The 26,688-nt window shown below is 40.9% G+C and carries 25 protein-coding genes and 2 pseudogenes; 20 read left to right on the plus strand and 7 right to left on the minus strand.

The features are described 5' to 3' along the window. The first annotated feature begins 469 nt into the window (after window positions 1-469). A complete protein-coding gene (locus KZC02_RS07210) occupies window positions 470-865 on the plus strand; it encodes a hypothetical protein (protein WP_221393475.1) in 396 nt (131 codons plus the stop codon). A 102-nt stretch (window positions 866-967) separates the two neighbouring features. Here KZC02_RS07210 and KZC02_RS07215 read toward each other — a convergent pair whose 3' ends face one another. Continuing rightward, a complete protein-coding gene (locus KZC02_RS07215) occupies window positions 968-1,141 on the minus strand; it encodes a hypothetical protein (RefSeq protein WP_221393476.1) in 174 nt (57 codons plus the stop codon). A gap of 882 nt (window positions 1,142-2,023) precedes the next feature. Between KZC02_RS07215 and KZC02_RS07220 the strand changes: the two genes are divergently transcribed. Genes KZC02_RS07220 through KZC02_RS07245 form a run of 6 tightly spaced genes read left to right on the plus strand, consistent with a single transcriptional unit; the run spans window position 2,024 to window position 5,749 of the window. Then, window positions 2,024-2,353: a helix-turn-helix transcriptional regulator gene (locus KZC02_RS07220; RefSeq protein ID WP_221393477.1), complete on the plus strand. Its 330-nt coding sequence runs from the start codon at window positions 2,024-2,026 to the stop codon at window positions 2,351-2,353. A gap of 48 nt (window positions 2,354-2,401) precedes the next feature. After that, window positions 2,402-2,980 carry a DUF6428 family protein gene (locus tag KZC02_RS07225; RefSeq protein ID WP_229254051.1) on the plus strand — a complete coding sequence of 193 codons (579 nt, stop codon included), beginning with the start codon at window positions 2,402-2,404 and terminating at the stop codon, window positions 2,978-2,980. A gap of 18 nt (window positions 2,981-2,998) precedes the next feature. Then, complete coding sequence (locus KZC02_RS07230; RefSeq protein ID WP_221393478.1) at window positions 2,999-3,496, plus strand: GNAT family N-acetyltransferase; 498 nt, start codon at window positions 2,999-3,001, stop codon at window positions 3,494-3,496. Window positions 3,497-3,501: 5 nt separating this feature from the next. Continuing rightward, window positions 3,502-3,915, plus strand: a complete 414-nt coding sequence (locus tag KZC02_RS07235) for an arsenate reductase ArsC (RefSeq protein WP_221393479.1) — start codon at window positions 3,502-3,504, stop codon at window positions 3,913-3,915. An 8-nt stretch (window positions 3,916-3,923) separates the two neighbouring features. Next, window positions 3,924-5,003 carry an ACR3 family arsenite efflux transporter gene (arsB, locus tag KZC02_RS07240; protein ID WP_221393480.1) on the plus strand — a complete coding sequence of 360 codons (1,080 nt, stop codon included), beginning with the start codon at window positions 3,924-3,926 and terminating at the stop codon, window positions 5,001-5,003. Next, complete coding sequence (locus tag KZC02_RS07245) at window positions 5,000-5,749, plus strand: metallophosphoesterase (RefSeq protein ID WP_221393481.1); 750 nt, start codon at window positions 5,000-5,002, stop codon at window positions 5,747-5,749. Before arsB ends, KZC02_RS07245 begins: the two co-directional genes overlap by 4 nt. A gap of 72 nt (window positions 5,750-5,821) precedes the next feature. Here the strand turns inward: KZC02_RS07245 and KZC02_RS07250 are convergent. After that, a pseudogene (locus tag KZC02_RS07250) lies at window positions 5,822-6,390 on the minus strand (recombinase family protein); the annotation flags it as partial. 176 nt (window positions 6,391-6,566) lie between these two features. On the opposite strand from KZC02_RS07250, the gene KZC02_RS07255 reads away from it, so the two are divergent. The 5 genes and pseudogenes from KZC02_RS07255 to tnpC all read left to right on the plus strand — a co-directional run. Continuing rightward, window positions 6,567-7,601: a DUF4158 domain-containing protein gene (locus KZC02_RS07255; RefSeq protein WP_221393482.1), complete on the plus strand. Its 1,035-nt coding sequence runs from the start codon at window positions 6,567-6,569 to the stop codon at window positions 7,599-7,601. Between the two features lie 21 nt (window positions 7,602-7,622). After that, window positions 7,623-8,321, plus strand: a complete 699-nt coding sequence (locus tag KZC02_RS07260) for a plasmid pRiA4b ORF-3 family protein (RefSeq protein ID WP_221393483.1) — start codon at window positions 7,623-7,625, stop codon at window positions 8,319-8,321. A gap of 65 nt (window positions 8,322-8,386) precedes the next feature. Next, window positions 8,387-9,007, plus strand: a complete 621-nt coding sequence (locus KZC02_RS07265; protein ID WP_221393484.1) for a recombinase family protein — start codon at window positions 8,387-8,389, stop codon at window positions 9,005-9,007. 14 nt (window positions 9,008-9,021) lie between these two features. After that, complete coding sequence (locus tag KZC02_RS07270; protein ID WP_221393485.1) at window positions 9,022-10,416, plus strand: ISKra4 family transposase; 1,395 nt, start codon at window positions 9,022-9,024, stop codon at window positions 10,414-10,416. Between the two features lie 34 nt (window positions 10,417-10,450). After that, a pseudogene (gene tnpC, locus KZC02_RS07275) lies at window positions 10,451-11,702 on the plus strand (IS66 family transposase); the annotation flags it as partial. Here the strand turns inward: tnpC and KZC02_RS07280 are convergent. Next, window positions 11,688-12,638: a DDE-type integrase/transposase/recombinase gene (locus KZC02_RS07280; RefSeq protein WP_221393486.1), complete on the minus strand. Its 951-nt coding sequence runs from the start codon at window positions 12,636-12,638 to the stop codon at window positions 11,688-11,690. The pseudogene tnpC and the gene KZC02_RS07280 overlap by 15 nt on opposite strands. A gap of 367 nt (window positions 12,639-13,005) precedes the next feature. Continuing rightward, window positions 13,006-14,199, minus strand: coding sequence for an IS3 family transposase (locus tag KZC02_RS07285; RefSeq protein ID WP_221393487.1), 1,194 nt, complete (start codon window positions 14,197-14,199; stop codon window positions 13,006-13,008). A gap of 62 nt (window positions 14,200-14,261) precedes the next feature. On the opposite strand from KZC02_RS07285, the gene KZC02_RS07290 reads away from it, so the two are divergent. From KZC02_RS07290 to KZC02_RS07300, 3 genes are all read left to right on the plus strand, one after another. After that, window positions 14,262-15,188 (plus strand): YhcG family protein, encoded by a 927-nt coding sequence (locus KZC02_RS07290; RefSeq protein ID WP_221393488.1) that lies wholly within the window; start codon window positions 14,262-14,264, stop codon window positions 15,186-15,188. 164 nt (window positions 15,189-15,352) lie between these two features. Then, window positions 15,353-18,601 (plus strand): type I restriction-modification system endonuclease, encoded by a 3,249-nt coding sequence (gene hsdR, locus KZC02_RS07295; protein ID WP_221393489.1) that lies wholly within the window; start codon window positions 15,353-15,355, stop codon window positions 18,599-18,601. Between the two features lie 37 nt (window positions 18,602-18,638). Beyond that, on the plus strand, window positions 18,639-19,682 hold the full coding sequence (locus tag KZC02_RS07300; RefSeq protein ID WP_229254052.1) for an N-6 DNA methylase: 1,044 nt from the start codon (window positions 18,639-18,641) through the stop codon (window positions 19,680-19,682). A 241-nt stretch (window positions 19,683-19,923) separates the two neighbouring features. Here the strand turns inward: KZC02_RS07300 and KZC02_RS07305 are convergent, their stop codons facing one another. Both KZC02_RS07305 and KZC02_RS07310 read right to left on the minus strand, forming a co-directional pair. Further along, a complete protein-coding gene (locus KZC02_RS07305; RefSeq protein ID WP_221393278.1) occupies window positions 19,924-20,838 on the minus strand; it encodes an IS3 family transposase in 915 nt (304 codons plus the stop codon). Between the two features lie 5 nt (window positions 20,839-20,843). After that, window positions 20,844-21,236, minus strand: a complete 393-nt coding sequence (locus KZC02_RS07310) for a hypothetical protein (RefSeq protein WP_221393279.1) — start codon at window positions 21,234-21,236, stop codon at window positions 20,844-20,846. 63 nt (window positions 21,237-21,299) lie between these two features. On the opposite strand from KZC02_RS07310, the gene KZC02_RS07315 reads away from it, so the two are divergent. The 4 genes from KZC02_RS07315 (at window position 21,300) to KZC02_RS07325 (ending at window position 24,285) form a co-directional block, all read left to right on the plus strand. Further along, window positions 21,300-21,863: a hypothetical protein gene (locus KZC02_RS07315; protein ID WP_229254053.1), complete on the plus strand. Its 564-nt coding sequence runs from the start codon at window positions 21,300-21,302 to the stop codon at window positions 21,861-21,863. Window positions 21,864-21,941: 78 nt separating this feature from the next. Further along, entirely contained in the window at window positions 21,942-23,063 is a 1,122-nt protein-coding gene (locus KZC02_RS07320) for a PAS domain-containing sensor histidine kinase (protein ID WP_255637289.1), read from the plus strand. A gap of 13 nt (window positions 23,064-23,076) precedes the next feature. Further along, on the plus strand, window positions 23,077-23,175 hold the full coding sequence (locus KZC02_RS32460) for a hypothetical protein (protein ID WP_255637290.1): 99 nt from the start codon (window positions 23,077-23,079) through the stop codon (window positions 23,173-23,175). Between the two features lie 36 nt (window positions 23,176-23,211). After that, window positions 23,212-24,285 carry a response regulator gene (locus tag KZC02_RS07325; RefSeq protein WP_221393490.1) on the plus strand — a complete coding sequence of 358 codons (1,074 nt, stop codon included), beginning with the start codon at window positions 23,212-23,214 and terminating at the stop codon, window positions 24,283-24,285. On the opposite strand, the gene KZC02_RS07330 is transcribed toward KZC02_RS07325, so the two are convergent. Further along, window positions 24,269-26,050, minus strand: a complete 1,782-nt coding sequence (locus KZC02_RS07330) for a hypothetical protein (RefSeq protein ID WP_221393491.1) — start codon at window positions 26,048-26,050, stop codon at window positions 24,269-24,271. The genes KZC02_RS07325 and KZC02_RS07330 overlap by 17 nt on opposite strands. A 442-nt stretch (window positions 26,051-26,492) precedes the next feature. Between KZC02_RS07330 and KZC02_RS07335 the strand changes: the two genes are divergently transcribed. Further along, complete coding sequence (locus KZC02_RS07335) at window positions 26,493-26,684, plus strand: hypothetical protein (protein WP_221393492.1); 192 nt, start codon at window positions 26,493-26,495, stop codon at window positions 26,682-26,684. Window positions 26,685-26,688 lie beyond the last annotated feature (4 nt).

Genomic DNA, 26,688 nt, shown 5'->3' on the forward strand with positions numbered 1-26,688 from the left:
ATATTCTAAAATCCAGGTTATGATAATCTGATTTTAAACCCAGGCTGTGCTAACTTTTCAGACAGATTAAAATTATGTTACCGGTATTAATCCTAAAATGATCAGGTACATCCACCAGAAGATTTCAACAGTATCGGGCACTCTCCTACTTTTCAAATTTGTTTATAGAGAAACATGGGTTTGTAATTAGTGCTTATATGATCAAAGCAAAACAGTAAAATATCAAAGCGTTAAGAATTGATTTTGCCTTCTGATTTAAGAATAAATGATCTGAGCAGTTCTTATTGAATATTTTAAGTGATCCTGCCTGGATATTGAATTTTATATTTCAACTTGAAAAGTAAATTGCCTACCATTTGTCATAGCATAGCAAAGCTGTTCACTGGTAAAAGAAATTCATTTCAGAATAGGCCGAAATAAAAAGTAGTTTTTTAATAAAATCTCATTTTCAATAGATTAATAATTTTTTATGTCATCAATTATAATTGATAAACCAAAAATCAGAAAGGGATACAGTTATGTTCTTCAGTCTTCTGTTTTACAAAAGGCGATTGCTGATAGTAAACTTTATACTAGTGTACATCTGAAATACTGGACTCCTAACAACAACGAAAATGTTGACTGGCTTTTGATCAGGGGCGAATACTGGTTTCCTAACCAACAGGTAAGTTACCCACGGTTTTTTATAGAAATTGCAGCTGTACCTGTTAATCTCAAGCAGCAGGCAGCATTTGTTGTACAAACTGCTGTTATCTCTAAATTGATTAACTGGATGGTTCAACAAGAACAACTCGAATTACGATCAACAATCCTTGAACCCTACTTCAGGGCTGTTTTAACAAATGGCAGTTTAATTATAACCTGATTATCTAAAGTATTTGATTTTAAAATACTTATACAGAAACAATATTGAAATTACTAAAGATATGGTCAGCCTATTTTAGTTTAATACAAAATGAAGACCTTATCAATCTTTTTTCATTTTACCGGTTAGCTTAACGGTTACGCCGGCCGGATTGATTGCCCCTACTTCCTGCTGGGTAATTACATACAGTTCCCCTTCTTCATCCTGGCCGAAGCTATTAATCCAAAAGGGAAAAACATTTTCTTTTTTTCCCTCAAAATGGCATGCTTTCATCATCCATTTCTGGTTTTGCTTTTAAAGATAAAAGATTTTAAAGGCCCAATTTGCAAAAATGTATTTACCTGTCTTGGCCGGGTGATCCTGGGGTTCTTTTAGTAAATGGACAAAGAATAACTCTAAGAAAATACGACGTTTATTCTAGCTGACTATCAGCATTTTACAAAATTTAATATTTCCATGTAAAATACAAAAAATGTTAGACTGATAAAAATATGGTCTTAGAACTTTTACTGAAGCCTATGCTTACTTTCAAAATATCGCATTTTTACGGCCAAATGATTACCAAATACAGGTGAAAAATGAATAGCGCTATTCTTTGTCTAAATACTAAAAGAACCCCGAAAACTGCCTCGAATTTATTTTATGGTTGTTCTTTTACCGAAATTTGTAACACGCTATTCTCTGCTATACATTTTAAGTTGAAATAAAAAACCATTGGATAATCCCATCAAGTATAGATGTCGGATGTAATAAATTAAATTTTATTGTCTGAAATATTATCAAGGAAAGCTTTAAGATTTGAATACCATAGACATTTCAAGAAAAGAACCTTTGTGTTAAACCTGTAGGATTTTCCTATAGCCGATGCTCTGCTCTTATTTGATTTACTCCTGTTTAAGCTTACTTTTATATGACTACGATAATACTATGATTGATTTCTAATATTGGGGTAAACTAAAGAAAGGGAGAAAAACCGTCACGACTTTTGCATAGGATTATGATCTAACTATAATGCAGTACATTCAATTCTCAGCGAATATAAAATGTATACAAATGGCCAATGATCTCCATTCGGTTGTCCGGAATGCTACATCAACAAAAAATCAAAAATGTTTATCGTATTATTGCAATGAATAAAATAATTTCTACCTTTGGCACATGGGAGTTACAAAGACACAAGTTTTTACGGACAAGCAGAACCGTATCGCTGATTTGGCCAAGGCACTGGCGCACCCGGCAAGGGTTGCGATTATCCAGCATTTGTTGAAGGTGAACTCATGCGTTTGCGGAGATCTGGTAGAAGTGCTACCCTTGGCCCAAGCCACGGTATCCCAGCATTTAAAGGAGCTTAAAAATATTGGTATCCTGCATGGAGAAATCAATCCACCCCGTGTTTGCTATTGCATCAATGAAACGGTATGGCAAGAAGCAAAAGCTATATTTGGAGAAATCTTTGAATCAGATATTGAAGTAGCTTGCTGCAAATAAGTATGTGGACAAATAATTTATTTAACTTTATTTAATCGTAACATAGCAATGAATAACTTAAATCCAATGAACTGGCAAGCCTTCAAAAGCACACTTTTGGACAATCCGGATAAAATCCTTCAATTCCAATATGCAAAAGGTGAGTATGTAGATGCATCCTATCATATTACCGAGATCAAACAGGCTCCTATTGTATCTGTCGATTGTGGTGGGGTAATGAACAGCTGGACGGAAATCATTGTGCAGCTTTGGGAGCCGTCGGTAGCAGAGACTGAACGTGCCATGAAAGTAAGCAAAGCGCTTTCCATCATCAGCCTGGTAGAAAAATCGCTTCCACTTAATCCGCTAGGCGTGGTCAAAATAGAATTTGGTAATTCAAAGTTTGACACCCGCCAGATGTACCCTTCTGAATTTATAGCTGAAGGTGATTCCTTTACTATTAACCTGGCCGCAGATTTTACCCAGTGCAAGGCAATAACCAGGGGACAAAGCTGTGGTACTACACCTTCCGGTGAAGAATGCTGCACACCTTCCAGCAAAAAGGAAACGGATGTTAAACAAGTGCAGGTACTTGAAATGGTTGGTGCTGAAACTCAAAGTTGCACGCCAGGCGGGGGATGCTGTTAATAATCTAATCTGCTAAATATGATCACGATACGAAATTTAGAACCTGGTGACTGGCCAGCAGTCCGTGAAATTTATGAACAAGGTATAGCTACCGGCGATGCCACCCTTGAAACCAGTGCGCCCGAGTGGTCGGTTTGGGATCAGTCCCATGTAGCCCAGCACCGTTTTGTGGCAATTTCAGACAGCGGTGAAATTGCCGGGTGGGCAGTCCTGACACCGGTGTCCGGAAGATGTGTCTACGCCGGAGTAGCCGAAGTGAGTGTTTATATCGGTAGCCGCTTCCGGGGACAAAAAATAGGTGACGCACTTTTAAAGCACCTGATCCTGGAAAGTGAAAAAGGAGGCTACTGGACTCTTCAGGCAGGCATATTTGCCGAAAATGTTCCAAGTATCAAACTGCACGAGAAGAATGGTTTCCGTCTAATTGGATACCGTGAAAATATTGGAAAGATGAAGGGGATCTGGCGAAGCGTCAACCTTTTGGAAAGAAGAAGCAAAGTAACAGGAATAGATTAAGCAAAATGAAAAAAATATTAGTGCTTTGCACCGGTAACAGCTGCCGGAGCCAGATAGCCGAAGACTACCTCAGAAAATTTGCAAGTGAGAAAGCCACCGTATATAGTGCAGGGGTGGAAACCCATGGAGTGAACCCCAAAGCTATTTCCATTATGGCAGAAGACGGAATTGATATCTCTGGACATACTTCTAACAACATCGATGAATACCAAGACATTGACTTTGATTTTGTGATCACGGTCTGTGATAATGCAAAAGAGCGGTGTCCGTATTTCCCGACTAATGCGAAAAAATTCCATCATAACTTTCCGGATCCTGGAAAAGCAACCGGAAGTGAAGAGCAAATAACGGAGCAGTTTCGTACTGTACGCGAAATGGTCAAAACATACTCAGAAAATTTTGTCAATGAGAACCTTTAAAAATAATTATGTCTGCTACTAATTGTGCCCCGGCCGCTAACCGTAAAAAGCTGGGCTTCCTGGACCGTTACTTAACGTTATGGATTTTCCTGGCCATGGCAATTGGCGTAGGCCTTGGCAATTTTGTTCCCTCATTGCCGGATTACATCAACAATTTTTCAAGTGGTACAACCAATATTCCGCTTGCTATTGGCCTGATCCTGATGATGTACCCGCCACTGGCCAAGGTGAAATACAACAAAATGGGCGAAGTGTTCCGCAATACCAAAGTAATGACCGCTTCTCTGGTACTAAACTGGATCATCGGGCCGGCACTTATGTTTATACTGGCCATTATCTTTCTTCCGAATCATCCGGATTATATGATCGGGTTAATTCTGATTGGTCTGGCGCGGTGTATTGCCATGGTTCTGGTCTGGAATGAGCTGGCGGAAGGCAGCCGTGAATATGCTGCCGGACTTGTGGCACTAAACAGTGTGTTTCAGGTACTGCTTTACAGCTTTTATGCTTACTTCTTTATTACGGTACTCCCCCCATTGGTGGGATTAAAAGGACTGAATGTAAATATTACGATTGCTGAAATTGCTAAAAGTGTAGGCATCTACCTGGGTATCCCTTTTGCTGCCGGCATGATCAGCCGTTTTGGGCTGACTGCATTGAAAGGGGAAGACTGGTATGAGAAAAAATTTATCCTCATGATATCACCTGTTACTTTGGTTGCGCTTTTAGCTACGATCATGCTGATGTTCAGCCTGAAAGGCGAGTTGATTGTTCAGCTGCCGGATGATGTGCTTTTAATTGCTATTCCACTGGTCATTTACTTTGCGATCATGTTTTTGGTCAGCTTCTTTATGGCAAAATCCCTGGGGGCAGACTACTCACAAAATGCTTCGATTGCTTTCACAGCGGCAGGTAACAATTTTGAACTTGCTATTGCAGTCGCTATCGGGGTATTCGGGATTAACTCTGGTCAGGCCTTTGTTGGTGTAATAGGTCCGCTGGTAGAAGTGCCGGCATTGATTGCCCTGGTGAATGTGGCTTTTTGGCTGCGCAATAAATATTACAAAATTGAAACTTCCAATTTATGAAGATTGCCCTTTTTTCGGATATCCATGCTAATCTTCCCGCTTTTGAAGCAGTCCTCGAAGACCTTGAAAATCAGAAACCAGATGCAATTTACTGTCTGGGTGATTTAATCGGTTATAATGTGTGGCCAAACCAGGTAATTGGGCTAATCCGTAAACAAGGGATTGCTACCATTGCAGGCAACCATGATCTAAAAGTCTCTAAAATTTTATCATCTCAAGATGAGTGCAGCGTCCAGGAAAGCAGTGAGTATGCATATAAGTTGGTTGGTAACCAGGAACGGGATTATCTGCTTACACTTCCCCGACATTTAAAGCTGGAATTTCAGATCAATAACGATAATTTGAATATGCTTATGGTACATGGTAGTCCACGCAGCATCAATGAATATCTTTTGAAGGAACTTCCGGAACAATATATGTTGGATTTGGTTACGGAGTTTAATGCCGATATCCTGTGCTTTGGCCATTCACACAAGCCTTACCACAGGATCATTAACTCCGGAAAAAACGGTAATGACCATTATCATCACCTGATCAATACCGGATCTGTGGGTAAACCCAAAGATGGCGATGTAAGGGCATGTTACGTGATGCTTACCATTGATCATCACGCATCTTTTACAAATCCTAAAAGTATTGAAACTGAATTTATTCGGGTTAAATATGATGTTGAAAGGGCTGCGCAAGCAGTAGAACTTAGCATGCTACCAGATATATTTGCAGATAATCTTAGAAAAGCATACTGAACCAGCAATTCACGGATTTTCTAAGTCGATTAATATTTCTTTATGTACGATACAAGTTCAGATCTTACTATTAATTTGGACACCGCGGTGTCGTAGATACTTATAAAGTGTCATTTTTGAGATTTCCAGATCTGCAGCAATTTCGTTCACCCCTAACTTTCGTTCATTATATAAGGTCTGGGCAAGCATCGCTTTTTTTCAGCTTCTTTGGAAAGTCCGCGGCTGCGCCCACCTTTTCGGCCACGTGCACGGGCGGCTTCCAAACCTGATTTTGTCCGTTCCCTAATCAGGTCTCTTTCAAATTCTGCCAAAGAAGCAAAAATATTAAAGATGAGCCTGCCCTGGGCAGTAGTTGTATCGATGGAATCATTAATTGAGACCAGACCGATTCCCCGCTTTTCAAAATCGGAGGTCATTTCGAGTAGGTGTTTTAATGAACGCCCCAACCGATCCAATTTGTAAATGTAGATAACATCTCCTTCGCGAAGGATCTGCTGCATGGCAGCCAGCTGCGGCCTGTCTGATTTTATTCCGGAAGCTTTTTCCTGAAATACTTTTTCACAGCCAACCTTTTGCAAGGCATCCAGCTGCATTTCCAAATTCTGGTCCTGGGTCGATACCCGAGCATATCCTATTTTCACCTTCTGTCTACTTTAATGCATCTCATACATCAAATTTAATGTACTTAGATTGGTATACAAGTTTATTTTACTAATTTGATGAAATATGCCTGGTTTCAGGTCAATCTTTAGGCTCCAAAGGGTACGATAAGTTTGTACATTCTGAGCAACGTTTTTTTATACAAACAAATCGTCTCATGCCTAGAAAAGAATACCTGAATTCTGAAGCCCGGCAACGATTTGACAATCCTCCTGTTTTAAGTGCTGACCAGAAAGTGATTTTCTTAGAGGCTCCACAATGGGCCGCTGAATATGTCAAGACCTTGCAGACACCTTCCAATAAAGTAGGTTTTCTTTTGCAGGTCGGATACTTCCGGATTGTCAGCCGGTTTTTTGGATCGAACCGTTTTCATCAAAGTGACGTGGATTACGTAGCAGAAAGAATTTCGGTTGATATCAATGCGGTTCAGATAAGTGACTACGAAGGACGGACATCACTCCGGCACCGGGAAGATATTCTTGGATATTTCGGTTTTGCACCTTTTGAAAAATCTTCGATTGAAACATTGATCCAGGAAACACAGAGACTAGCTCATGTACAGACCAGGCCATACTTGATATTTGAAGGTATGGTAGATTTTCTCCAATCACATCATATTGAAATTCCAACCTACCAAAGCCTGAAAACGATTTTGGACAAAGCGCTTGCCAGTTTCGAACAAAATTTAGAGTCTATTTTAAATAAGTACCTGACTGCTGCTGATATTTCACTTTTAGAGCAGCTTCTGGTCGAACATACTTCTTATCAGCAGGACAGCAGGAAGCATTTAAAAGTAAAACGTTATGAGATTACATTTTTCAAACGGGTCTCTCAATCCATGGAGACAAAACAGATCCGTGAGCGTGTGGCAAACTTCCAAAGTTTGAAGATCATGTATTTGCAGTTACTACCGGTAGCCAGGCGCTTAAAACTATCTGATGCCACCATTCAGTTCTACGCTGAATATGTCATCAATAATCAGGTAACACAAATAACTACACGCAGCACGAACCGTTATCTGCTTTTAATTTCCTTTATCATCCACCAGTACTATATGTTAGGAGATGCACTTATCCTGACTTTGAATAGCGCGGTCACCAACTATGTCAACGTTTGTGAGAACTTAGTAAAACAAGAGCTTTATCAGGAGTGCATCAAAAAGTGTGGGGCAATTGATTCTTTGATAACTTGAGAAAGATTTGAAAGTCTTCTCATGAAAACAAAAAATGTTGTACAGCCAGTTGCCGTAGATCCTCGAACTGCCGTGTATCATTTGAAGGTACATATTCTGAATATTTCGCCGATGATCTACCGGCGCTTTATCATTGACGGAAATACTCACATTGCAGAGCTGCATCATTTGATACAGATGATGTTGGGGTGGGAAAACCAGCATTTACACGTTTTTCATATTTGGGGAGTGGATTATGGAATTGCCTATGAAGGAGGCACCTACTATCGTGATGACCCCAGTGAGATTCTTATCGGAGATTTAGGTTTGAGGGCTGGTGATAAGTTTTCATATGTTTATGATTTTGGCGACTACTGGAAACACGAAATTCGTATCGAGAAGGTTGAGAATGCCAGGCCCGGGTATCACCATCCAATTTGCACTGCTGGTCGAAGGGCTTGCCCTCCGGAAGATGTCGGCGGACCTTATGCATATCAGGATGCTTTGATCGGTCAGTTCAGCTGGATCCAGGAAACCTTATCAAACGTCTTCGAAAGTATTGAGAACCGAGAAGTTCCGGACCTTGATCTGGATAGTGCCCCCTGGTGGTATCTTAAACACCGCAGTGAAGTGTTCGACAAGAAAAAAATGAACCAGGCCTTGGCCAAACTGTATCAAAAAAAGGGTGATGGTAAATTCTGGAGAACCCTGGGCGGTTACGATGCTTATTTTGATGTTTAAGGATAGCACTTTCTGTATCAATAAAACCTAGTGGTTAATTTGATTATAGTTTGTAACTTGGTGTGATGGAAAAGGGAGTGATTTTTGTCCGGGTATCAAAAAGAGAACAGGACTACCAACGGCAGATAGAAGACCTACGGGTGGTGGCTCAAACCCAAAGCCTACGGATTGTTGCAGAAATAGCTGAGAAGGTAAGCGGTGCAAAGTATAATCAGGAGCGTGATGGTCTGCAGGAGCTACTGGCCATGGCGCGTAAACGCGAGATCAATAAGGTCTTGGTTCAGGAAGTTTCGCGTTTGGGGCGCTCGACCGTTGAAGTCTTAAATGTATTGGAAGAGCTGACCAAACTTCAAATCAGTGTTTACGTACAGAATTTTGGTATCGAAACCTTAAAAAATGGTAAGAGAAACCCTATTGCTCAATTTATGTTTACCCTGCTGGCCGAATTTGCACGGATGGAACGGGAAACATTACGGGAACGCATCCTTTCGGGAATGGACGAAGCACGCAGGAAAGGTAAACATCTAGGTCGGCCTGGTGGATCAAGCGAGGATAAGGAGGCTTTCTTAAAAAAGTATCCCTCGGTGGTTCGGAATCTACGTTTGGGTATCAGTGCGCGTAAAACCGCTAAAATTTGTGATACCTCTATCAATACGGTAAGAAAAGTTAAAGATTACATTTCCTGATAACCTTAATAATCATGAAATTCAAACTCCAATTAGTATGTGAACCTGGGGAAAATGAAACTACTTGCACTGACGAAATTTTCACCTTTGAAAAGACATTTGACACTTTTGAAAACATTGGATTGAACCTTTGTGAATCAAAGCAGCTATTGAAAAACCTACAGCAATCCATCGTTGAAAGGCAACTGGAAGCCTTTATCAAAAGCAAAAGGCTACAAAGGCTTCGTAAAAAAGGAAATTATACCATTAAACTCAAAACACTTTTCGGTAATATCACTTTTCAAAGCCCCAGATACTATGGCGAAGGCAAAAAGACTTTCAGCCCTCTGAATGAATTACTTACAAATCATACTACCCCTGAGCTTTTGTTTCTTGAAACAAAATGGGCCTGTTTAATCCCTTTTGAAAAGACGGCAAATTTATTAAAAGAAGTCCTGCCAGTAGCGGAAACGATTAATGCGACAACGATCCAGAACCATCTTTATGATTTGGCCTTAGCCCAGGAGCAAGAGATTGGAGAAGAACAGTGGATGTACGATTGTGGCAGCATAAACCAGCGGCAGGCGTTACCAAGGCCGGAAAGAACCATGGTTGTGGGTATTGATGGTGGTTATGTCCGGGACTGGAAAGATAAAAAGAGCATTTTTGAAGTAATAGCTGGCAAGTCGGTTCCGGCTGAAAAACCTGCCAAATGTTTTGCATTCGTCGGATCCTATGATTTAAAATCCAAACGCCGGTTTTATAACCATCTTGTATCACAAGGAATGCAGCCCCACCAACAGCTCGAATTTTTTTCGGATGGTGCTGATAATCTGCGAAATCTACAAACCTACCTTAATGCGGAATCCACACACATTCTGGATTGGTTTCATATTACCATGAAATTGACAGTTCTGCACCAGTGTACTTTAGGACTAATAAAAGTCGATGAAAAACGAGGGAAAGCTTTTCAACATTTATTGACCCGTATTAAATGGAATTTATGGCATGGTAATGCTGTAAGAGCTATTGAGCATTGTGAGGATCTTGACTTCTACCTTACTGATCATTTGGAAGACGAAGGCCAAAAGAAAAAATATGACAAGATTAAACCCTTCCAGACATACGTTACCGATTTCGACAAATACATTACAAACAATCAAAATTTTATTGTCAATTACGCCGAGCGGTATAATTACGGTGAAGTTATTTCAACCAGCTTTGTGGAATCCACTGTCAATTATGTAATTTCTAAACGGTTTTCTAAAAAACAGTCCATGCAGTGGACCAAAAAAGGCGCACACTTACTGCTTCAAGTCCGGACAAAAGTTTTAAACAACGAATGGGAAGATAGTTTTCGGAAAATGTATCCGGATTTCAGGCCAATCAAATTGGTGAAGGATCCTGATATCATACAGGAAGCGGCATGATCTCCCACACTTTTTGATGCTCTCAAGGCCCAACCATAAAGGCCGTGCGGCACTGCCCTCGCATTTACCCGTCGAAGAAATCGAGATTTACCCTACAGGTGATCTTTCTGAAATGATATGCATCGGCAAGGAAGTTACCGAAGATCGGACCGCCGACGCGGCTCGATTATGAACCTGCCCGCTTTTTGATCAAAAGATATATACGCTATAAATATGCGCCTAAAAATGGGGAAGGGGTAAAAATCGGTCAGCTTCCAGAGCGTGTAATTGATAAGGGAATACCATCAGCTGGACTTCTTGCCAGCATTTTAACCGATAAATACGTAGATCATCTCCCGCTTTACCGACAAAAACAGCGCTTTGCCCGGGAAGATATCCAGATCGCATCTTCAACGCTTGAAGGCTGGACTAAAGAAGCCCTAATCAAGCTCGAACCGCTTTACGAACAACTGGTCTTCGATATGAAATCGAAGGGTTATTGGCAGGTAGATGAAAGTCCAATCAAAGTACTGGAAAGTGACAAGAAAGGTGCTTGTCACCAGGGATATTATTGGGTCTATCACAGCCCTTTGGATGGCATGGTTCTCTTTGATTACCAACCCACAAGAGGATCTGCAGGAGCGAAAACGATGTTAGAAAGCTTCAAAGGCTATCTGCAGACGGATGGGTACGCAGTTTACGAAAAGCATGGAAAACGGAAAGATGTTATTCATCTGGCTTGCTGGGCGCATGCCCGCAGGGAATTTGAACGAGCTCTGGATAATGACAAAACAAGAGCGCAAAAAGCGCTATCGATGATCCAGCAGCTGTATGCTGTGGAGCGGAGGGCCAGCCAACAGATGATGGATGCTGCCGAAATCAAAGAGCTGCGGCTGGCAGAATCCCTTCCGGTTATCAATGAGTTGGGAAAATGGATCTTTGAACAAATTAAAAGTACACTCCCGAAAAGCCAGATTGGGAAAGCGATGCTGTACAGTTATGGCCGCTGGGATGCGCTAAGTGCATATTTATATGACGGAATTCTGCTGATTGATAATAATCAAATTGAAAATTCCATACGCCCGTTGGCCCTGGGCCGGAAAAATTACCTTTTTGCCGGATCACACGAAGCCGCACAGCGGGCTGCCATGATCTACTCCTTCTTTGCTATATGCAAAAAACACAACGTCAATCCTTACAACTGGCTAAAAAACAGCCTGCTAAACATCTCTACGATCAATCATAAAAACATCACCGACCTGTACCCGCAAAACTTTAACAATATTCAGCAGTTAACAAAGATGTAGTTGGTAGGCCGGATACGGTATAAAGTCCTTTAAAGCAAAATTAAGCTCCGTAAAAGTCAACTTTGGTTTAGAAAGAGGTTTGCCATTCTGGCTATAACCAGGTAGGCTTGCTAGAAGCGTGTCATTCAATGTTCTAAAAAACCGTTCAATTTTACCGCGGCTTTGTGGACGGCCCACAGCTGATTTGAAGTGACGAATCTTTAAACTTACACATACCTGTTGAATATGTACAGACATGAAATCAGTGCCATGGTCAGTGTAAAGAATCTGTGGTATTCCACAAATCTGCCAGCGTGGTTCCTCTTTTCTGGAAATTGCCTGTCTTAATGCCAAAGCGGTATTAATAGAGCTTGGATCCTCTACTGATAATAGAAATCCTGCAATCGCCCGGCTATAATTATCCATTATAATAGTAAGCCAGACTTTTATTTCCTTTCCATCACTATCTAGGACATAAATGTCAAGCTCTGTGTGATCACATTGCCATATTTCATTGGGGGCCTTGCACTCTCGACGATAAATGAGTTCAAATTTTTGTCGGTAAGCTCTAACACCTTCATGAGATAGCGTCAACAATGCCGGCTTGATCTTGCGTACAACATTATATAATGTTGTATAGGAAGGGGGCGTTTGATTGGACTGCTCAGCTAACAAAACAATTTTTTGATAGATAGCCCTAATTTTCAGTTTGGGTTTGAGTAAAGCGAATCCGCCGACCAGTTCTTGCATTTGCTGTGACATACACCTTCGCGTTCCCTTATCCTTTCTTTTTAAATGATGCAGTCCGGGAAGACCCAAGTTTATGAATTTTTTCTTCCAGTCACGCAGAGTTCGCACCGGTATATTATGAGTCCGGGATATTTCTTTTATAGAAACATCCTGACTGAGTGATGGCAGAATAAGTTGATACTTATCCCATGGGGTTCGCTTTGCCATAACAATTGGGGAGAAAGTAGCAGCAAAAATATTATAAAATAAACGTTCATTTAAATGATAAGAATAATTTAATGAAAAGATCTTAATATTTCTAAGGTACTCCTCATTTTCTAATACACTTTTACTACTGTAAGTTACTTCTTAATTATTGCCTGTAACATGTTTTAGTTTGTCTGGCTATCTTTGATTCTTAAAGGGAGATCGGATCAAAAGAAATTACAACAAACACAGAAAATTAAAGTATGAGTTTAGATAGTAGCCAAATACAGTTTATTGCCGAGATTAAGGAAAAGGTTAGAACAGCTCAGTACGAAGCTCTTAAAGCAGTTAATATACAATTGCTCTTTCCGCTTAAAAACTGGACTAGTTACGCAGCGATTTGAAAGTTAAAATATTCTTTTGGTGTTTTCATTTTTAAAGCTGAATGAGGAGCAAAATTATTATATTCATCTACCCATTTTTGTATTTGTGACATCACAACTGTTGGATTATCGAGACAATTTTCAAAGACGTAATCTCTTTTAAAAGTGCCATTCAGTGCCTCACACATGCCATTTGATTGTGGTGAATATGTCGGTGTATTACAATCTTCAATATTCCATTGTTTAAGACTTTTTCTTAGATTTTTCTCTATGTATTCAGGTCCGTTATCATGTAGTAGTTGAAGCTGCCCTTTTGGCGGTAAACTTTCACCGAATCTTTCAAATAGGGCATTCTGTACTAATAATTCGATATCACATCCTTGAATATGCGTGCCTGCTTTCCAGCTAATAATTGATCTGTCACAACAGTCGATCACAAAGGCCAGTCGAAGTTTTTGACCATTCCAACACTTAATAGACGTTATGTCGCTAGCCCATCTTGTATTGGATTTAACAACGGCTATTTTTCCAGTATGAATCCTACTATTTCCTCTGGTTCGAAATCGTTTTAATAGTAAACCTTCCTCTTTCATAAAGCGGTGAACCATATATTTGGATAATGTAACACCATAATCCCTTTGTAAAATAGCTCGCACACGAGGTGTTCCATAGGTTGACTTCATGCTTGATATTGATCGAATATTAGCCTTAGCCGCATCTGACAGGTATTTTTTTACAATTTTCTTTCTCTTGGGATAAGGCCTGGCTTGGTAATAGATGCTAGATTTGGCAACTCCCAATATTTTGATGATTCGGTTGATACTTAATCCGAATTCCCTGGATAGCGATTCAACTGCCGGTTTCGTAGTTGATCCATCTCCAGCTTTTTTTAGAACCTTAATATCAAGTGTGGCCTCTCCCAGAGCCCTCTTAAGTTCATCATTTTCTCTTCGCAAGACCTCTAACTCCGTTTTAGAGTGTAGCTGGCCATCATTTTTTATACTCATAACTGCTCCTGATTTTGCATCCTTACGCCATTTATATAGCTGGCTTGATATTAGACCGTGTCGACGACAAAACTCGGGACAAGACAAGCCAGATAAATCCCATTCTTCCACTAAGTAAGCCTTTTGTTGCGAGGTAAGCAATTTTCTTCCTGATGAACTTAGGCGTGCATTCTTAATCATCTCTAATACCATTTCTGTTTCTCGTTTGAGGCTACAAACTGGTCCAATGATTCAAACGGTTAGGAACACAATTATTGAATCTATACTGGGAGTTAGGTAAGGCAATTTCTGAAAAACAGGCTAGCGGTTGGGGAAAATCTATTGTAACAACCTTGTCAAACGAACTGCAAAGTGAATTTCCGGCTATGAGCGGATTTTCAGTAGCCAATTTATGGCTTATCAGTCAATTTTACACAGAATATGCACTTGATGAGAATCTCGTACCACTGGTACGAGAAATTAGCTGGACCAAACATATCGTGATTTTAAAGAAGTGTAAAAATAGTCAACAGCGTCAGTTTTACATTTTGGCAACTAAAAAGTTTGGCTGGACCAAAGATGTATTATCCCACCAAATAGCAAATAAAACGTACGAAAAATACCTTCTCAATCAAACCAATTTTGATGAAGTACTGCCAGAAAACCTGAAAAAACAAGCTTATTTAGCTGTAAAAGACAATTACACATTTGACTTTTTAAATCTTGCAGACCAGCACTCAGAAAATGACCTTGAACAAGCGCTAATCAAAAACATCCGTCAATTCCTGCTTGAAATGGGCTCAGATTTCACCTTTATTGGCAATCAATACAAATTATGGGTTGACAAAAGAGAGTTCAAAATCGATTTGTTACTATTTCATAGAAAGTTACAAAGCCTTATTGCGATTGATTTGAAAATTGGAGAATTTGAACCAGAGCACAAGGGTAAAATGGAGTTTTACCTTTCGGTACTCAACGACAAGATTAAACTGCCTCACGAAAATCCGGCCATCGGAATTATCATTTGTAAAAGTAAAAACCGCACAATCGTAGAATATTCTCTTAAATCTGCAACGCTGCCAATCGGTGTTGCAACTTATCAAACAACCAGCTCATTACCAGTTGAGTATCAGGCCCTGCTGCCTTCTGCAAATGTTATCAGTCAAAAATTAATGCAATTTCTTCAGGAAGCACAGGATTGATTTTAACAAGTCATTTTGTTAACAAAAAGGCTACATTTTGTTAACAAAACTTTATTATGGTTTTATAATCATCTTGCAGCTATAACGGATAATCAAAATAGTTGACATTTGGATTAGTATCTGACTATAACTAGTTTTATAAGAATTTTGTTTGTCCCTCTTCCATGAATAACTTCTCCAATTTTACTTTCCTCAAAAAGGAATTCCCGATTCTATATAACATTGGAATATCCGCTGAATATTACCTGCATCAGGATGCAGCAGCTTCATTATGGAAAATCAGAAACTTTGGTGAAAAGATTACAGAGATTCTTTTGAAGGAACATGCACTGCAATTTCCTGCCGACAACTCTTTTGCAAACCGGTTGCGATTATTGAATTTAGAGAATATTCTCCCTCAGGCTATAAAGGATCTGTTTTATTACGTCAGAGTCAGAGGAAACAAAGCTACACACGATCAGGTAGGTACCTTTCAGGAAGCAAAAGAAGAACTGATCTCTGCATTCAAAATTTCTAAATGGTTTTATGAGACTTACTCAGCAGAAAACCTGGATATTTTCAGGCTTACTTTTGCAGAACCGGCCAATCTGGATGCTCATCATGCTTTACACTTACTTGAAACAGACTATAAGGATCTGGAAGCTAAGTACAAACAATTACTTACAGAACGTGACGTCAATGGATTAACAACTGAAAAACAACAGGTTATCCAGCAACGCTCGGAAAAAGCTGCCAAAAAAATAGAATGGTCGGAGGCTGAAACGCGTGACCTGATCGACGAACAACTCAGAAAAGCAGGTTGGGAAGCGGATACCAGAATCCTTAATTACAAAACCATTAAAACGTTACCTCAGAAAGGAAAAAATATCGCTATTGCTGAATGGCCGGCTGGTTCTGGCTGGGCCGACTATGCCCTTTTTATCGGAATGGAATTGTATGGCATTGTTGAAGCAAAAAAATATGCACAGGATATTTCAACAGATCTGGGACAATCCAGAATTTATTCTCAAAAAATACGGCCATTGGCAGAAATCGTTATTTTAGATGAATGGGACGGTTACAAAGTTCCTTTTCTTTTTTCGACCAATGGAAGGCAATATTTCGAACAGATTAAAACAAAAAGTGGTGTATGGTTCTTAGATGTCCGTCAAAAAAATAATCACGCCAAAGCATTACATGGCTGGTATTCACCGGATGGACTGGTAAAGTTAAGAAACCGGGACATTGAAGAATCCAATAAAAAACTGGTGGAAACACCCCTGGAATTTCTAACGAAAAAAAGTGGATTGGGTTTACGGGAATACCAGATCAAGGCAATTTACGCAGTTGAAAGCAAAATCATCAACAATCCAGCCGACAGAAAAGCTTTGCTGGCTATGGCAACCGGCACCGGAAAAACGCGTACGATCATCGGACTTTGCTACCATTTAATACAAACCAACCGGTTTAACCGTATCCTTTTTCTGGTCGACCGCACACTTTTGGGGACTCAGGCGCTGGATGCATTTAAGGATAATAAAGTATACGGACTCAATACTTTTACTGAAATATACAAGATTACCGGCTTAAAGGATACGCTGCCGGATGCTGATACAAGATTGCACTTTGCCACCGTGCAGAGTATGGTTAAACGTGTCTATGACAATGAAAATGAGGCAAATATACCATCAGTAGATCAATACGACTGTATCATTATTGATGAAGCGCACCGTGGTTATATTCTTGACAAAGAAATGGACGAAAGCGATCTTGATTTTAAAAATCAGATGGATTACGTGAGCAAATACCGTATGGTGCTTGATTACTTTGATGCTTACGTGATTGGACTTACTGCTACACCTGCCTTGCATACAACTGAAATTTTTGGTAAACCTGTTTACACATATTCTTATCGTGAAGCTGTTATTGATGGTTTTCTGATTGACCATGACCCTCCTATTCTTATCAAAACAAAACTGAGTGAAGAAGGAATTGAATGGAAAAAAGGTGAAAAGCCTATGTCTTACGACAAAGAAACCAATACGGTCATTGAGCTGGACGAACTGGAAGACGAATTACAGATTGATGTATCCGGTTTCAATAAAAAGGTCATTACAGAAAGTTTTAACCGGACTGTAATACAGCAGCTGGTAAAAGAATTTGATCCTGACTTAGACGAAAAAACGCTGGTTTTTGCTGCTACAAACGATCATGCTGACATGGTTGTTTCTTTGTTTAAAGAAGAATTCCGAAACCTTAATATCAGTTTTCCGGATAATGCTATCATGAAAATTACCGGAAAAGTGTATGATCCGCAATCAGAAGTTACCAAATTCAAAAATGAAAAGTACCCCAATATCGTCGTAACGGTCGATTTGCTGACGACCGGAATTGACGTTCCTGCAATCTGTAATATTGTATTTTTGAGACGTGTAAAATCCCGCATACTTTTTGAACAAATGCTGGGACGCGCCACCAGGCGGTGTGACAGTATCGGCAAGAAAATATTCCGTATCTACGATGCCGTCAAAATTTATGATACACTGGAACAATACACACAAATGAAACCTGTGGTAGTAAATCCAACGGTAAGCTTTGCAAAACTGGCTGAGGAAATAGGTCAGATCGATAACGAAGGACGTGCGTGGCAGCAGATAGAACAGATCGTTGCCAAACTTCAGCGTAAGAAAAACCAGATGACCAGCCAGCATCGTGATATGTTTACGTACAGGGCGGGGAGTGTAAATATAGACGATCTGATAAAAGGATTACAGAAAAATCCACTGCCTGAAAGTCTGGAAAAGATTCAGCAATTAACTAAACTTTGGAAGTTCCTCGATGAACCGATTTCTTCTGGTCAGAGAACTTATTTTTCAGATCATGAAGATCAGTACCTTCGTACAGAAATCGGGTATGGAAATGCCAAAAGACCAGAAGATTACCTGGAAAGTTTTACCACGTTTATCAAGGAAAACCAGAATAAAATAACGGCTCTGCAAATAGTTTGCACACGTCCCGAACAACTGGACCGACGTTCGTTAAAGGATTTATTGATAGCTTTGGCAGATGGCGGATTTGAAACCAGTAAAGTCAAAGCCGCCTGGAAGCAGGCCAAAAATGAAGATATGGGAGCCGATATTATTTCATTTATCCGGACACTTGCTATGGGAAGCGCATTGGAAAGCCACGAGGACCGGATCAAAAAAGCAGTAAATAAAGTAAGAAGCATGCAGAGCTGGAACCGGGTTCAGCAAAAATGGATCGACCGTTTTGAAAAACAGCTGATCAAAGAAACCGTTTTGCAAATAGAAGATCTTAATCAATCACCATTTATAGAGGACGGTGGTTTTCAACAGGTAAACAAAATATTTGATCAGCAGCTTGAACAGGTCATTAAAAACATTAATCAAAATTTATATCAGATAACAGCATAATATGTTTTCTGTTTCTATCAATCAATAATAGATAACAATGAGTGCGGAAGAAATTGCTAATAAACTCTGGGGACTTTGTAATGTATTGCGGGATGATGGTGTGACTTATCACCAGTATCTTAATGAATTAACGTATATTTTATTTTTACGTCTATCAGAAACTAAAGGTTTTGAAAAAGATATTCCGGAAGAATACCATTGGTCTGCGTTAAAAGGAATTACGGACAATGTAACGCTATTTGATACATACCGTGAGTTGCTGGCTACCATCAGTACCAAGTCGGCCAATGCGGCGGTACAAGAAATATATACCAACGCTTCCACTACCCTTCGCAAGCCGGTAAACCTGAAAACACTGATCACGACGATTGATGCGATCAACTGGTTTGATGAACATGAGCAGGATAAAATTGCGACGATCTACGAAGAACTTTTAGAGAAAAACGCGGGAGAGAAGAAAAGTGGTGCAGGGCAATATTTTACGCCACGGCCACTGATCAACGTGATGGTGGAACTGATAGCGCCAAGACTGGGTGAACGCTGGAATGATCCTGCTGCGGGTACATTTGGTTTTATGATTGCTGCCGATCAGTATCTGAGAAACAAACATGATAATTATTTCGATTCGGCTGCTGACCGTACTTTCCAGGAAAATGAAGCATTCAGTGGTTGTGAGCTGGTACAGGATGCCCACAGGCTTGCTTTGATGAACGCGAAACTGCACGGACTGGAAAGCCGTATAGAACTGGGCGATACTTTGTCAGAACTTGGAAAAACTTTCAGGGACTTTGACGGTGTGCTGGCCAATCCGCCTTTTGGGACCAAACAAGGAGGCGAACGCCCTTCGCGGGACGACCTTACGTATTTGTCGGGGAACAAGCAGCTTAACTTTTTGCAGCATATTTACCGTTCCTTACACAAAAAAGGCGGAGCACGGGCGGCGGTGGTATTACCGGATAATGCCCTATTTGAAGATGGTGACGGACGTAAGATCCGCCGTGATTTGATGGACAAATGTAACCTACATACGATTCTGAGACTGCCAACCGGAATTTTTTATGCGGCGGGTGTATCGTCCTGAAAAAACCTTACAGTTTTTTGTGATAGTCCTGATTAAACTTTACGTTTCTTTTTTGTTAATACTGCAATTAGCTTACACCTGATTTTCTTAATACTGGAATTACTTTACAAGTATAGTATAAGCCTTTTTCTAATCTAAATTTTGCGGCTGTAATTTGCTACTGGCTTTGAACATTATTTCTTGTAATCCCCCTCATTAAAATGGGGGTTATAAGAAACAATGTGGAGATCGAACTGCCATATCATACTTCGATAGGCTCAGATGGACTTTTCTTTTTTCGATGGTATCGTTTCCAACGCTTTGATAATAACCCTTCATGAGCATGCGCCTGGTCAGGTGTTAAGTAATCGATACTTGCGTGGGGCCGTTTGCTGTTATAAATCTGAATAATCTTTGTGATAGCCTTCAATGCTTCTTTATGATTTTGGTAAATCCGTTTTGGATAAAATTCATTCTTTATAATTCCGTTTACCCGTTCTGCAAGTGCATTGTCATAGGGACTACCACTTTGAGTCATACTGATTGCAATATTTTCATCCTCTAAAATCTTCACATATTCTGCTGAGCAATACTGTATTCCTCTGTCGGAATGGTGGATCAGGAAATATGGTGAATCACGTTTTAATCCCTCAACAGCCATCTTTAAAGCGTTAACACAGCCCACTGCTTCTAAGGTATGATAAAGACAGTATCCTACAATTTTCCTTGAAAATGCATCTGTTATTAGACTTAGGTAACTAAATCCCTCCAAGGTTCTGATATATGTTATATCGCTCACCCACAGTTGATTCGCTCCGGTTACTTCCAGCCCTTTAATCAAATTAGGGTACTTTTTTAACCAGTGATGGGAATCTGTTGTCTTTACAAACCGCCTCCTTCTGCGGATTAAGAGGCCATGAAATCGCAACAATTCGAACAACTGATCTCTTCCAATTTTAATACCGTGTTGCTCCAAGTCAGGCATTAATAGAAAAAGTAGTTTTCTGGTTCCCATCAGTGGAATATCGATCCGGTACTCTCTGACTAACGTCAAAACCAGCATGTGAGCTATGGATGTTTTCTTTTCATGCGCTGCTGCATCGTAGTAAGCCTGACGTGTAACACCAAACAGTTCACAGAGACTTCCAAGGCTTTCCTGTGGATGTTTCTGTCTCATTTTCTTTACTGTCTGGTACCAGGCTTTTTTCTGATCTTAATGTGAAGTTCTTGTTCGCTGACTTCGATCATGGTCTGCAATCCGCTAATTTTAAGGTTAGCTTTTTCAAGTTGCTTCGTTAAATCCTGCACCTGTTTGGCAAGAATCCTTGTCTTTGAACTTTCAGTCATATCGCTGATGGCCTCTTCTGCCACCTCCTGTGGCTTTATATTAAACGAAGAAAAATCAGTTATCCATGCACTAAGAGTGTTTCGACTCAGACCGTATTTTTTTGCACAAGCTCTCTGACCAATTAATCCCGAATTTACTTCATGGACAATCTTCCTTTTTTCCCTCTCGCTTAAACGCTCGTAAGGTTTTCGATTTTTGACCGTAACTTTCTTCCCATTTGTTTTCATCCTTTTCTGCTTTAGTGTAAAGCTATATCAGGACAATACAATCTTCCCGATCCGGATAAAAAAATGGCGATCTACGAAACCGGACGAAACGTACTCGAACTTGCGGGCTACCAGGATATCGGCATGGATCATTTCGCCCTGAAAACAGACGAACTATATAAAGCGCAGCAGGAACAGCGGCTTCACCGGAATTTCATGGGCTATACCGACACCCGCACCAAACTGCTGATCGGCCTGGGCGCTTCGGCGATCAGTGACAGCTGGTCGGGCTATATCCAGAATGAGAAGAAAGTAGAGGATTACTATGCACGGATCGAATCCGGAGAGCTACCGATTACCCGCGGGCATGTTCTGACGCGGGAAGACCTTGTCATCCGCCAGCATATTTTAAGGTTCATGACACAGTTTGAGACTTCGTGGCCCAAAGCCGGTGAAGTATGCATCGATCTTTTTAAATCCATCGAGCGTCTTTCTGAAATGGAATTTGATGAACTCATCGAATTCAAGCCGTTTGGTGTCCGTGTAACTGAGAAAGGCAAACCGTTTGTCCGGAATATCTGCATGGCGTTCGACGCACGTTTGTGGGAAAAACAGCCTGAGGTACAACTGTTCAGTCAGACAATCTGATGCGTCTTATTTTGTCTATTCACCGATGTAATGTACCTTTCTATGTTTGATAGTGATATTTTAATACATACAAAGGTGATGACACGGCATATTGAAATGCTCGATGCCCTCTTTAAACATGCAACAGAAGGTATTGTTGTGGTCAATAAAGCGGGGACTATCGTCATGCTGAATCCAAAAGCGAAAGAACTCTTTGGTTATTCCGATATGGAACTGATCGGCAAAAAAATTGAAATGCTGATCCCGCAACGTTTTGCCGGAAATCACGTGCACTACCGGGATAATTACCTGGAAGCGCCGCGTGCGCGCGGCATGGGGCATTTAATGGATCTGTTTGCAAGAAGATTTGATGGCAGCGAGTTCCCGGTTGAGGTAAGTCTGAGTCCATTCAAAACGAGCGACGGAGAGTTTGTCGTGAGTTTTGTTATTGACATTACTGAGCGAAAAAAACAGGATACCCGAATCCGGGAAGCCAATCTTGAAATACAGAAATTAAATGCAGAGCTCGAAGAGCGTGTGGAACAGCGTACCCGCGAGCTTGCAGAAGCGGTAAAAAAGGTAGAGGAATCCCAGGAGGAAGTGATCCGCGCGCTGAAAAAGGAAAAAGAGCTGAATAATATGAAAAGCCAGTTCGTGACGATTGCTTCGCATGAATTCCGGACACCGCTGGCTACAATATTATCTTCCGCTTCGCTGATCGGCAGATATGTGACAACGGAAGATGAAGAAAAAAGACATAAGCATGTACATCGTATTAAATCCGCGGTAAACAACCTTACTGAAATACTGAACGACTTTCTTTCGATTGGAAAACTGGAAGAAGGCCGGATTCACAGCGTCCCGGTACAGGTAGATTTGCCCCTGTTCTGTAAAAGTCTGATTGAAGAAATTCAGGGACTTTGCAAGGAAGGCCAGGAGATTCGTTTTGATTATTCAGGGACTGAGGATGTATGGCTTGACAAGCAATTGCTCAGGAACATCCTGTTTAACCTGCTTTCTAACGGCATTAAATATTCAGACAACGGAAAACAGATCTTTCTGACCATACAGGCTGACCCGAAAATGATACATCTGAATGTACGTGACCAAGGTATCGGAATACCAGATGCAGACCAGGTAAATGTGTTCGACCGGTTTTTCCGTGCGCACAATGCGGGCAATACGCAAGGGGACCGGGCTGGGCCTCAACATCGTCAGTAACTATGTTGAACTTATGGGTGGATCGGTTACATTTACAAGCGAGGTGGGTTCGGGGACTACATTTTTCGTCGACCTGCCCAACCTAATTCCGTCGACTGGCAGACCGGAGTAAAATAGTGCATACAATCAACTACCTACTTTACAAAAAATGACAACCTTGGAAGCTAAAAAAATATTATTGATTGAAGATAATCCTGAAATGAGGGAAAATACGGCTGAAATCCTGGAACTGGCCAACTATAAAGTGATGACCGCTCAGAACGGCAAAGAAGGTGTGCACCTCACCATCGAGTTCAACCCCGACCTGATCATTTGTGACATTATGATGCCTGAGCTCGACGGGTACGGAGTCTTGCATTTGCTTGGAAAGAATGAGCAAACTGCCAGCATTCCATTTGTTTTTCTTACCGCCAAGGCAGAAAAAGAGGATTACAGAAAAGGAATGACGATGGGCGCGGACGATTATCTGACCAAACCTTATGATGACGTCGAGCTATTGAATATCGTAGAAATGCGGCTTAAAAAGAGTGAGCGGATGAAACGTCAATTTGATCGCTCTGCAAAAGGACTGGACCAGTTTATTGAGGAAGCCAAATCATTTGATCTGATTGCGAAACTGGCCGAGGATAAAAAAGTAAAAACCCTTAAAAAGAAGGAAACGATTTATACGGAAGGGAGCTATCCGTCTAATGTATTTTTTTTACAAAAAGGCAAAGTAAAGGCCTATAAATCAAACACAAGCGGAAAAGAATACATTACCGACCTGTATAAAGAAGGAGATTTTTTCGGGTACCTTGATCTGCTTCAGGGAGAACCGTATCAGGAAACGACGATCGCGCTGGAAGAAGCAGAAGTGTCGATGATCCCAAAAGATGATTTTTTTAATTTGCTGCAAGGAAACCGCGAAGTGTCCTCGAAATTTATCAGGATGCTATCCAATGAGATCAAAGACCGGGAGGAGCGTTTGCTGCATTTAGCTTACAATTCCGTGCGTAAAAGGGTGGCGCAGGCATTGGTAACGCTGGTACAACGTTATCAGGAAGATAAAGCAAAACCATTCTCCATGTCAATCACCCGGGAAGACATTGCTTCCATGGTCGGCACCGCAACTGAAACAGTGATCCGGACACTTTCAGATTTCAAAGACGAAAAACTCATCGATATGAAAGGCAGCCTGATCACTGTTTTTGAATATGAAAAGTTGGTCAGGATGCGAAACTGACCAGCCCGTTTTCGATGGTTTCCAGTTGTATCAACAAATTCTTCTGACTGTTTCCGGCTTCACCCATCAGTTTGGGAGCCAGTTCTTTATAGTACCGGATGCCCGCCAGCAACTGATCTCTGAACTTTACCAGGTACTTATCCTTTTTCTCACTGAAACTGATCGCATTCTCCGTCATTGCTTTCCGGTAGTGTTCCACATACAGATTCAGTTCGTTGATGAACATATTTGGCCTGGCCACGCCTGCCAGCAGGTCTACCCTGCCATAAATGTGGTCCACCATCTCACCGAGCGAATACACTTTTGAGAACCACGCGAGGTTAGGACCTGGACAAATAGAAACGGCGTGATTCTCATTTGGCCTCAACAGTCGATGCTTGATCAATGTCGCGGTGCTTAACCCTTCACACAGGCATAGTTTTTCGGTCACCGCATTCACCTGCCGCTCGCATTGCTCCGGAGTAAGTCCCAAAGATTCGATCTGCTTTATTTTCAGGTTTTGATATTCACGCGAAGCGGTACAAATGGGTTCGGCAGTAAATTCCGTGTTGGATACCAGGTATTTTTTCTTGCATGGACTACCCGGCTGACCTTTTGCTATCCGTTCCAGCCGCTGCTTTTCAGCGGTACTTCTTCGGAAATTATTGAACAGGACACCAAGCGGCGAGGAGTTGCTGACATAATAGTCGCTGCTGCCGGCTTCCGTGAGATCTTTCAGCGTCTGATCGTCCACGTTGGTTACCTCGGGCACAAGCAGGAACGGGCTCCCCCACCCTGTCGCGTCCACATGGTAGTAATCGATCAGAAATTGATGCTCTTCACTGGTTCCGATGCCGCCCTGTACGGTAATGCCTAATGTCGGCATTTTGGAAATGGCAATGGATTTTGCATTCAATGCATTTTGGTATAAGCCAAACAATTCTTCCAGCATCTCCTGCTTTTTAGTTTTAAATTCCTCTAAAATCGGTCCCAGCAGGTAACCATCGGTGGCAAATGCATGGCCGCCGCAGTTCAACCCCGACTCGATCCTGAATTCGGAAACCCATATTCCCTTTTTCGCCAGGTATTTGGCCTGAATGAATGCAGAACGAAAGTCACTCACTTTTAGAATGATCTTCTTTTTCAGCCTTTCATTTTTGTCTGGATAGAAATCTTTGAAGTTCTCAAGATAATTATACAACCTCGGGTTCATTCCGGCGGAAAGAACCAGTGAGGAATTTAAAGTACTTTTAGCAAATCCACGCAAAGCAGCCGAAGCATCAGAGAATTCATCTCCCAGGTCCTGACCATACACATCTTTATTCAACTTGTCCACCTTTGACATGATGTTCACATCGATTGCACCTTTTCGCATTTCCCATCGCAGATCTGTCTCCATTAGTGCCTTCTCTTCCGGAGGTTCTGCCGCCAGCATCCGGAGGTATTTCTGTTTCAGTTGAGACGCTTCGGGTAAAAGCCGGAAATACCTGGTCAAATCGGATGCTTCCGTAAAAGGTTGTTTTTTTAATAACTCGAAGTTCTTATTTACAATTCGGTCCATCAGGTCCAAATAAGCAGTAATGCGCCTGCTACGAAAATCGGGTTCCCGGTTGCGGATAGGAATATAGGTCTCACCGCTTTCCAGCGTATGGTGCATTCTCATTTTCTCAATCATCTCGTCGTCAACAATGGACGCGACCGACGATATGCCAAAATGAGAAACTTTAATTGGCGTATCGACAGAATAGCCTAGTCCTAATACAGGAATATGAAAAGTATGAAGCATTAGAAGTTTATGAATGATTTATTTTCAAAACTACTTTGGCGAACCAGAAACTTAATTGATCAGGATTGGCGAGGGAGATGATAAATGTCATAGGTTGGCTACGATACTATGAACTTCAAAATTGTTTTGCACAGATATTTAAGAATTGTTTTATGCTAAGGCTATCCAACGATGCTATCAAACTTGCAAATAAATACCTGATTACCAGGCACATCCCGAAAAAGACAAAATATCTATTAGGAAATCCGATACATTAATTCTGAAGTTTAAACATAAGGGAAGAAAGATGGAAGAGTTCCAGAGTACGATTATATTACAGAATAATTTGTCAGCCAACAGTAGTTGCATGATTGTGTTGGCGACCATATTATATTGTTCTGGAAATCAATTTTACTCCGTCAATCCAGTTGAACAAAACAACGAGATTAAAACAAGACAAAGCATGAATTATGACAATTACCAAAAACTCGTACAAGCCGAGCAGATCCGGTTTGCCAATGGCGAAAGCTCGCTGTTCCTTATCAACAGCCGTGAAAACAAAGCCCTTGAGGCACGGGAAAAATTGATTGAGCTTAAAACCAAATACTTTCAAACTGCCTATTCCTTACAATGGAGCGCGGGTTTGCTGAATTAAATTG

It is taken from the genome of Dyadobacter sp. NIV53 (assembly GCF_019711195.1).
Lineage (GTDB): Bacteria > Bacteroidota > Bacteroidia > Cytophagales > Spirosomataceae > Dyadobacter.